We start from the raw sequence: 7,635 nt of genomic DNA on the forward strand, positions 1-7,635 counted from the left end.
GGTGCGGCGTGCCTGCGGATACGGCGGCCGCACAGCCGTCACGATCGCTTCGCCCCACGTCCGGCCGCCCGCAGGAGCCACGCATGTCCGACAGTGCCCCCGAGCCCCGTCCTGGCGTCCCGAAGGGAGTTCCCCTGGGCACCGGTGCCCGGCGGTGGCTGTTCCGCCCGCCACGGCGTCACGGCGAGGTGGATCGGGACCGCAGCGTCAGCTACCTGGAACTCTTCTACGACCTCGTCTACGTCGTCCTGGTCGGCCAGGCGGCCCACACGCTCGCGGAGCACTTCACCTGGCGCGGCACGGCGACCTTCGCCGTGGTCTTCGGACTGATCTGGATCGCCTGGCTGAACGGCACGCTCTTCTACGAACTGCACGGCCGGGAGGACGGCCACACCCGGTCGCTGATCTTCGTGCAAATGCTGCTGTTGTCCCTCATGGCGGTCTACGTCGGCCACGCGGACGGCGGCGACGGCCGCACACTGGCGATCCTGTACGCGATCCTGCTCGCCCTGTTGAGCTACCAGTGGTTCTCCGTGTACCGGCTGGACCCACCGGAGCTGCGCAGAACCCCCCGCCGCTATCTGATCGTCATGGTCGTGGGCATCGTCGTGATGGCCGTCTCGGCGCCGCTGTCGGCCGACGCCCGTCTCGTTGTCTGGGCGGTCTTCGTCGTCGCGTGGTGTGCCGTGGAGTGTGTGATCCTCATTTCCTGGCGCAGGGCGCCGAGCTACGAGGTGGTGACGGAACCGCTGGTCGAGCGGTTCGGCCAGTTCATCATCATCGTGCTCGGCGAGGTCGTCGTCGGTGTCGTGAACGGGCTGACGGACACCGAACGAGGTGCCGTGGTGACGACGACGGGCCTGCTGGGGCTCGCCGTGGGCTTCGGGTTCTGGTGGCACTACGCCGACCTGCTGGCCCGGCGCATGCCCCGCGAGACCGGTCACTCCCTGGCCACGTGGATCTTCGTCCACCTGCCGTCGTCGATGGCCGTGGCGGCCGCCGGGGCCGGCATGGTCGGCCTGGTGAAGCACGCCGCGGACGAGCGAACCCCCGTCGCCGTGAGCTGGCTGATGGGCGGATCGGTGGCCGTCATGCTGATCACGACCGTGGTGCTGCTGCCCACCCTCGCGGACTACGACCGCCGTCCGTCCCTCCGCACATCGGTGCAGACGGCGCTCACCACGGCAGCCGTCGGCGCCCTCGTCGTCGGATGGCTCCGCCCCGCCCCGTGGCTCCTCGCCCTGACCCTGCTTCTCCTGCTCTTCGTCACCTGGGTCTTCGCCTTCGTTCGCTGGCTGAGCGAGGGTTCCCTGATCAACGAGCGGTCTGCCGGCTGACGGACATGCGTGGAGGGGTGGGCCACCGCCAGGCGGACCGTCGGTCAGTCACGGAGAAAGTCCAGCATCTGCCGCACGAACACCACTTGGTACTGGAAGATGCCACCGTGTCGGAGGGTGGCTAACGACCTCGTTCACGGTAGCGGTGAGGCGTGGGCTTCCTAATCGTTGATCATGATCGTGTGGTGGGGAACGCGTCTCGTGCAGCGATCATCAGGGACCGGGGGATCACGGGTCTATCGGCCGACGTGAGCGCTGAACTCGTGGTCGGTCCACGGCCCACCTGATCAGGCGCTTATGAGCGGTCTGGAATGAGCCGAGCTCGTGCGACTGGTCCCGCCAGGGCGAGCAGGTGCGGTGCGCCCACGCGATGGCTTCCAAGGTTCGGCGGTGATCGGCCCATCGCCGACCGCGGACCGGATCGGCCGGCATCAGCGGCTCGATCCGGTCCCACATCGCATCAGTGATCACTAATCGGACAGACATATCCGATCAACTGATCAGCCGATCAAAGAGACACGCCCTAAGGGTTGTCCCGTAACTGCGGTTGCGGACAGCCGTCAGGCGCTCAGGTTCCTCCACAGATGTCGCTCGTCCAGGGTTCCGAATCGCACCTCTCCGTGTGCAAGGTCGACGAGGATGGGCCAGCAGTCCAACAGTTGCTCTCTCGTACCCGCGAGGCGAGGTACTGCACAGAGTGGCGCGAACACGATGGCGCGAACTTTCCGTGTCAACCAGTTGGCGAATGCGATCTAATAGCGCGGTCCGGCTCCAAGGGGGGGCCAAATCCGGGAGTCTTTATGAGTTCGCATACCAAGCGCATCAAGTGGGGCGCGTGCACGGTGGGGGCGCTGACCGCCGCCGTCCTTGCCGTGAGCGCCACTCCGGCCGCGGCGAGCGGAACCTACAGCGGCCTCGACTACGTCACCGGGGCAGGAGCCTGGAGCGACGACTGGGGCAACGAGGGCGTCGTGGATACCAACACGAACAGGACGTCCAACGCTACTTGTCTGTGGCAGACGGTGCTGTGGGCACACGGCTATCTCTCGTCCACGGACGTCGACGGCGACTTCGGAAGCAGGACCAAGACCGCGACCGCCAACTGGCAATCGGACAACGGCCTGACGGCCGACGGAAGCGCCGGGAGGGCGAGCTGGAGCGATGCCGCCGGCTGGATTAGATACTCCGGGGGTACTGACTCGGACCTGTATCTCGTTTACGCCGGCTCGGCCCGCAGCTTCATGCTGCATCGCTTCCCGGACGGCGTCTACCAGTTCGCCGAAGCGGGCGGCGCTTCGCGGAACGCCGGTTACAACTACCGGACCTGCAGCTGACGCCTGCCGCCTGGTGCAGCGGGGCCCGTTTCCCAGAAGGGAGACGGGCCCGACACGTCCAGCTGCGAGTAGCTGCGGCGCCAGGCCCGCATAGCTATGGCTGCCATCACGCAGTCCGGTCAGAGGCCCGCGCCCAAGATCGCAGGCCCTACACGCACACCAATGCGATGTCGCCGCCTTCAGGCCCCCGGCATCGCACTCGAGTGTGTATAGGCCCTGGAGCATGGGGTCGCTGGCTCCGGCATGATTCCCGTCTGCCTGGGTTGTGCTGACATCACCCCACCCATGACCGGTCAACGCCTCAACCCCCTCAGGAGTTACGGGACAGCCTTTAGATGCACGCCGGCTCAGTGACGACACCGCCCACGGAATGCGACTCGATCTGGCAGAAGCCGAGTTCGTCGACGGGTGGCTGGTACGAGTGCTCCTGGGCGACGAGTTGAAGCGTGCCACTGACCGCGTCTTCGACCCCCGGCATCGTCGCCACCAGGCGCGGGGCTCACGCATGCTGCCCTGGTCGGGACGCCGTACGGCGACGGAAATACCTTTGGAGACCGGCACGGCCTGCGGCACAGAGGCGCTTGCCGGCGCGGCCCCGGAGGGCGGCTCGATGGCGTCGGGCCGGCCGTGGGAAGGGCAGTGCCGGCCGTGTGGCCCGTGGCGCCGGTTGTGCCGTGGCTGCGGGGTGTGCTCCAACTGCTGCATCTGCATCGAGGACGACGGAGAGCTCTGGCAGTTCGGCGGCGGCAACCGCGGTGGCGGCTCGGACCAGGGCGGTTCAGGGGGCGTCGGCTGGTTCGGCGGCCGGGGCGGCGGCAACTCGGTCGGGTCAGCCGGAGGTTCGGGCGGCGGGGATCGGGGGTCCGGTGGCTCTGGTGGTTCCGGCGGGGGCACGGGTCACGGCTGCTGCGGTGGTGGTGGTTGCTGCAACCCGTGCAAGTGTTGTTGCGACTGCTGTGACTGAACGACGTATGAGCCTGGCCCCCGGGAAGGGAACTGGGAGCGGCTGCCGTGCGCTATCCACGCACGCCTGGGCAGGCTACGTGGCAGCGCCGATCGAGAACCTGGGCCGACGTGGGCCGGCCGTGATGTCATCGGTGAGCACGATACGGTCGGTGGCGCACACATCCGGCCCGGCGAGCATCGCGACCAGGGCGGGGAGCACTCGCGTGGATGTCTGGGTAGACGGCTACCCGGCTCAGCATGCTCCTCACTCCGCCCTGCTCCTCAGGCCGAGATGACGGGAACAGGGGATGTCCGATGGACGAGGGGTGCCGGGAAGGGCTGGAGCGGATTCGCTCCAAGCTCGAGCTGATCACGCAGGTGGAGGCTGAGCATGGTTTCGGGGTGATCATCGAGGGGGCGAGGAACCCGGAGCCCGTTCCGGAACTGCCGCAGGGGGTCACCGAGGTGTTCGGCCTCTTCTCGCGGCTGGGCGCCGACCACTTCCGCTTCTTTCAGCCCGACGAGGTCCAGGGCCCAGCCGCGTGGGTGGCCCGGGCGATCGATCCGTACTGCCCACTGGGCAGTCCCCTGGCCATCGGCTGCGAGCGCCACCGCGCCCCAAAGGACATCGAGTGCGCCGACCGCATATGGCTGGACCTGGACGACGGGGACGTCTACTCCTTCGACATCGACGACTACATTCACTTGTACAAGCACCGGGACGAAACGATGGACGTCCTGGTGTTCGCGAACGACATCGTCACGTTCTTCGACCGCTTCGTCCTCGGGCCGGCCTACCCCCAGCTTGTCGCAGCCATGATCGGACCGGGCGTTGTCACGGGCCGTGACCGGCGCGGCCGATACCGGGACAGATGGTTGCGGCTGCTTGTGGAGAGCGGCCTGGCCAGGGCCGACGATAAGGAGGCGATCTGGGAGATGCCCGACGTGACCCGGTTGACTCTTGAGTGATTAAGAGATCGTCTCAACTGGCTTGATCACTAGGCTGGCGGTCGTGATGGCAATGGTGGGGCGTCTGGTGCCGGACGGGCTTTGGGAGTTGTTCCAGCGGGTGGTCCCGGCCGCGCCGGTGCGTCCGCAGCGCGGTGGCCGACGCCGCTACGGTGATTGCGAAGTGCTGGTGGCGATCCTGTTCGTGGCCACGACCGGCTGTACCTGGCGGCAACTGCCGCCGGTCTTCGGCCCATCCGGCCCCACCGCGCACCGGCGGTTCACCGAGTGGAGCCGAGCCCGGGTCTGGGGCAAGCTCCACCGCCTGGTCCTGGACGAACTCGGTGCGCGCGGGGAACTGGACTGGTCCCGGTGCGCTATCGATTCGGTCAACATGCGGGCTCTGAAAGGGGGGACCTGACAGGTCCGAATCCCGTGGATCGCGGCAAGAAGGGCTCAAAGATCCACTTGGCCACCGAGCGGACCGGTCTGCCCCTCTCCATCGGGATCTCCGCCGCGAACACCCACGACAGTCAAGGCCTCGAACCCCTCGTGCGCGGCATCCCGCCCATCCGCTCCCGCCGCGGGCCCCTCCGACGAAAGCCCGCCAAGCTCCATGGCGACAAGGGGTACGACTACGACCACCTGTGCCGGTGGCTGCGCTCCCGGAACATCACCCCGGGCATCGCCCGCAAGGGCATCGAGTCCTCCCAACGCCTGGGCTGTCACCGATGGACCGTGGAACGGACCGTTGCATGGCTGGCCGGGTGCCGCCGCCTGCACCGCCGCTACGAACGCAAGGCCGAACACTTCCTCGCTTTCGCCGGCATCGCCGCCGCGCTCATCTGCTACCGGCGTCTGGGCGCGTGACGGTTCAGACGGCTCCGAGGAAACCCGGGTCAGTGCCGTCGAACCCACGACACGAGTCACGGCTCAGCCCCAGGAGCTCTGCCATGGACACCGCACGACGGCTGGCCGCCAACAGGTCCTGGCGGGCCTCGGCGGACCACAACGGCGGGAAGAACGACAATCCCTGCCGGCCGTTCAACACGGAGACCTCGGCACGCCAGCCGTCCCACCGCAGGCCCTCGTAGAACTCCTGAAGCCCTCCGGAGAGAATCCAGGACAGCCAGGCCGAATGCCCGACGCCCAGCCCTTCCCAGCCAAGGGAATCGGGGGCGAAGTAGAGAATTTCGCCCGGCTCGCCGGGCCGCCCGGCCCCCCGGGGGTTGCCCCCGTTGAGGGCGAACACCCCGCCCAGCACATCGTGCGCCACCACGAGCCCCGCAACGGGCTGCCAGGCCGGATCGAACCTCTCGGGCATCGCGTTGATCTCCGCCAGGCCCGGCAGCCTCTCGGCGCCGGTGTCACCCGGGCTTCCGAAGATCCGCAACCAGCCGCTGTCCACGAGCAGACCGCCGCTATTCAAGACGATCCCTCCCAGGTTCGACCGGGCCGTGACTTGGAGCTGCAACAGCGAGGCGCGGCCTACCTCGGTGTTGCCGGGCAGCACCTCAACTGGTACGTCGGTGCCAGACAGCTCCTGGAGGAGGAGCGGCCAGGCTGGATCATCGACGTTGAGCAGCTCATCGACCTCGCGCATCTCCGCATCGTCGCACCAGCGCTAAAAAGCGCAGTCCGCGGGGCACCTTCAGTTTGATCCACCAAACGAGATGATCTCTAAGGTGAACCGCTCCGGGATCGGTGGAGACTCTATGCGTTGACTCCAGCCGCCGGTCGGGGCTGGTGTTGAGCGTAGTGATTGGTCTCGTACTCGTGGGGCGGGACGTCTCCGATCGCGCTGTGAAGGCGCTGGTTGTTGAACCAGTCGACCCATTCCGCGGTGCCGAGTTCGACGTCAGCGAGGCCGTGTCAGGGCCTGCGGGGTTTGATCAGCTCCGTTTTGTAGAGGCCGATCTGGGACTCCATGAGCGCGTTGTCCAGGGCGTCGCCGACCGTGCCGATCGAGGCGTCGATGCCGGCGTCGAGGAGGTGCGCGGTGAACGCGAAAGACGTGTGCTGACTGCCTGCATCTGAATAATGAACAAGCCCCGGTCCGGCGGGAGTTCCGGCTCGGTCCCGGCGCCACAGGGCCATGTCGAGGGCGTCGAGGACAAGCTTGGCCCGCTTGCTGGTGGCGGCGGACCAGCCGACTGACCGGGAGAACACGTCCACGACGAATGCGACGTAGACGATCCCGGACCAGGTGGCGACATAGGTGAAGTCCGCGACCCATCGCTCGTTCGGCCTGGATGCGGTGAAGTCGCGTTGCAGCAGGTCGGCGGCCCGATCATGGCCGTCGTCCCGGACAGTGGTGCGGCTTTTCTTCCCTCGCCGGGCTCCCTCCAGGCCCAGGTCGCGCATCAACCGTGCCACGGTGCAGCGGGCCACCGGTATGCCCTCGCGACGCAGTTGCCGCCAGATGTTCCGGACGCCGTAGACGCCGAAGTTGTCCGTGTGGACGCGGCTGATCTGCGTCTTCAGCTCAGTGTCGCGGACAGTCCGGGTGCTGGGGGCGCGGTTCTTCGCCGCGTAGTAGGTGCTCGTCGCGATCTTCAGTCCGTGGCTGGTCAGGACTCGGCAGATCGGCTCGACTCCGAACACCTGGCGGTGCGCATCGATGAACGCTACGAGCGCTTCGACGGCCGGTCGAGCTCGGCTGCGAAGAAAGCCGACGCCGCCTTGAGGATCTCGTTCGCCCGCCGCAGCTCGGCATTCTCCGCCTTCAGGCGCTTGATCTCTGCAGCCTCGTCGGAGGTCACGCCCGGACGCTGGCCGGCATCGACTTCGGCTTTGCGGACCCAGGTCCGCACCGTCTCAGCGGCACCGATGCCCAGCTTCGCGGCAACCGCCTTCATCGGGGCCCACTCCGTCGGGTAGTTGGGGCGGATCTCCGCGACCATGCGCACCGCACGCTCACGAAGCTCGGGAGGGTAGGGGGACGGACGTGCCATGACTCGATCCTCTCAGGGAATCGAGTGGTATGCCCCGGTTCTAATGGAGTCGGGTTGCTGGACAATTGACGATCCAGCAGCCTTCGGAGGCCGTGATGCCCCGCAGCTATCCGCCCG

Annotated in this window: 6 protein-coding genes and 2 pseudogenes; 4 read left to right on the forward strand and 4 right to left on the reverse strand. The window is 67.3% G+C overall.

Annotated features, from left to right (window positions below):
- The first annotated feature begins 83 nt into the window (after positions 1-83).
- Positions 84-1,337 (forward strand): low temperature requirement protein A, encoded by a 1,254-nt coding sequence (locus ACFRAC_RS34275; protein ID WP_382938239.1) that lies wholly within the window; start codon positions 84-86, stop codon positions 1,335-1,337.
- Between the two features lie 270 nt (positions 1,338-1,607).
- On the opposite strand, the pseudogene ACFRAC_RS34280 reads toward ACFRAC_RS34275, so the two are convergent.
- Positions 1,608-1,823 (reverse strand): annotated as a pseudogene (locus ACFRAC_RS34280) (transposase); the annotation flags it as partial.
- A 314-nt stretch (positions 1,824-2,137) separates the two neighbouring features.
- On the opposite strand from ACFRAC_RS34280, the gene ACFRAC_RS34285 reads away from it, so the two are divergent.
- Positions 2,138-2,671, forward strand: a complete 534-nt coding sequence (locus ACFRAC_RS34285) for a peptidoglycan-binding protein (RefSeq protein WP_382938241.1) — start codon at positions 2,138-2,140, stop codon at positions 2,669-2,671.
- Between the two features lie 331 nt (positions 2,672-3,002).
- Here ACFRAC_RS34285 and ACFRAC_RS34290 read toward each other — a convergent pair whose 3' ends face one another.
- On the reverse strand, positions 3,003-3,149 hold the full coding sequence (locus ACFRAC_RS34290) for a hypothetical protein (RefSeq protein WP_382938243.1): 147 nt from the start codon (positions 3,147-3,149) through the stop codon (positions 3,003-3,005).
- A 782-nt stretch (positions 3,150-3,931) separates the two neighbouring features.
- Between ACFRAC_RS34290 and ACFRAC_RS34295 the strand changes: the two genes are divergently transcribed.
- Together ACFRAC_RS34295 and ACFRAC_RS34300 are read left to right on the forward strand one after the other, a co-directional pair.
- Positions 3,932-4,585: a hypothetical protein gene (locus ACFRAC_RS34295; RefSeq protein WP_382938246.1), complete on the forward strand. Its 654-nt coding sequence runs from the start codon at positions 3,932-3,934 to the stop codon at positions 4,583-4,585.
- A gap of 52 nt (positions 4,586-4,637) precedes the next feature.
- Positions 4,638-5,434 (forward strand): IS5 family transposase gene (locus ACFRAC_RS34300; RefSeq protein WP_382938256.1). Its coding sequence is split into 2 segments (ribosomal slippage): positions 4,638-4,971 and positions 4,971-5,434, totalling 798 coding nucleotides; the frame shifts between segments, so codons are not numbered across the junction.
- A gap of 4 nt (positions 5,435-5,438) precedes the next feature.
- Here ACFRAC_RS34300 and ACFRAC_RS34305 read toward each other — a convergent pair.
- Both ACFRAC_RS34305 and ACFRAC_RS34310 read right to left on the reverse strand, forming a co-directional pair.
- Positions 5,439-6,167 (reverse strand): DUF2625 family protein, encoded by a 729-nt coding sequence (locus tag ACFRAC_RS34305; protein ID WP_382938248.1) that lies wholly within the window; start codon positions 6,165-6,167, stop codon positions 5,439-5,441.
- A 110-nt stretch (positions 6,168-6,277) separates the two neighbouring features.
- Positions 6,278-7,518, reverse strand: a pseudogene (locus tag ACFRAC_RS34310) (IS3 family transposase).
- Between the last annotated feature and the right edge of the window lie 117 nt (positions 7,519-7,635).

Origin of the sequence: Streptomyces sp. NPDC056628 (assembly GCF_042792555.1) — a bacterium.
Classification (GTDB): Bacteria; Actinomycetota; Actinomycetes; order Streptomycetales; family Streptomycetaceae; genus Streptomyces.

Bases quoted from the DNA above. Each gene is read 5' to 3' on its own strand.
- ACFRAC_RS34285 (WP_382938241.1), top strand. From the start codon at position 2,138: ATGAGTTCGCATACCAAGCGCATCAAGTGGGGCGCGTGCACGGTGGGG.
- ACFRAC_RS34290 (WP_382938243.1), bottom strand. From the start codon at position 3,149: ATGCCGGGGGTCGAAGACGCGGTCAGTGGCACGCTTCAACTCGTCGCC.
- ACFRAC_RS34295 (WP_382938246.1), top strand. From the start codon at position 3,932: ATGGACGAGGGGTGCCGGGAAGGGCTGGAGCGGATTCGCTCCAAGCTC.
- ACFRAC_RS34275 (WP_382938239.1), top strand. From the start codon at position 84: ATGTCCGACAGTGCCCCCGAGCCCCGTCCTGGCGTCCCGAAGGGAGTT.
- ACFRAC_RS34305 (WP_382938248.1), bottom strand. From the start codon at position 6,167: ATGCGCGAGGTCGATGAGCTGCTCAACGTCGATGATCCAGCCTGGCCG.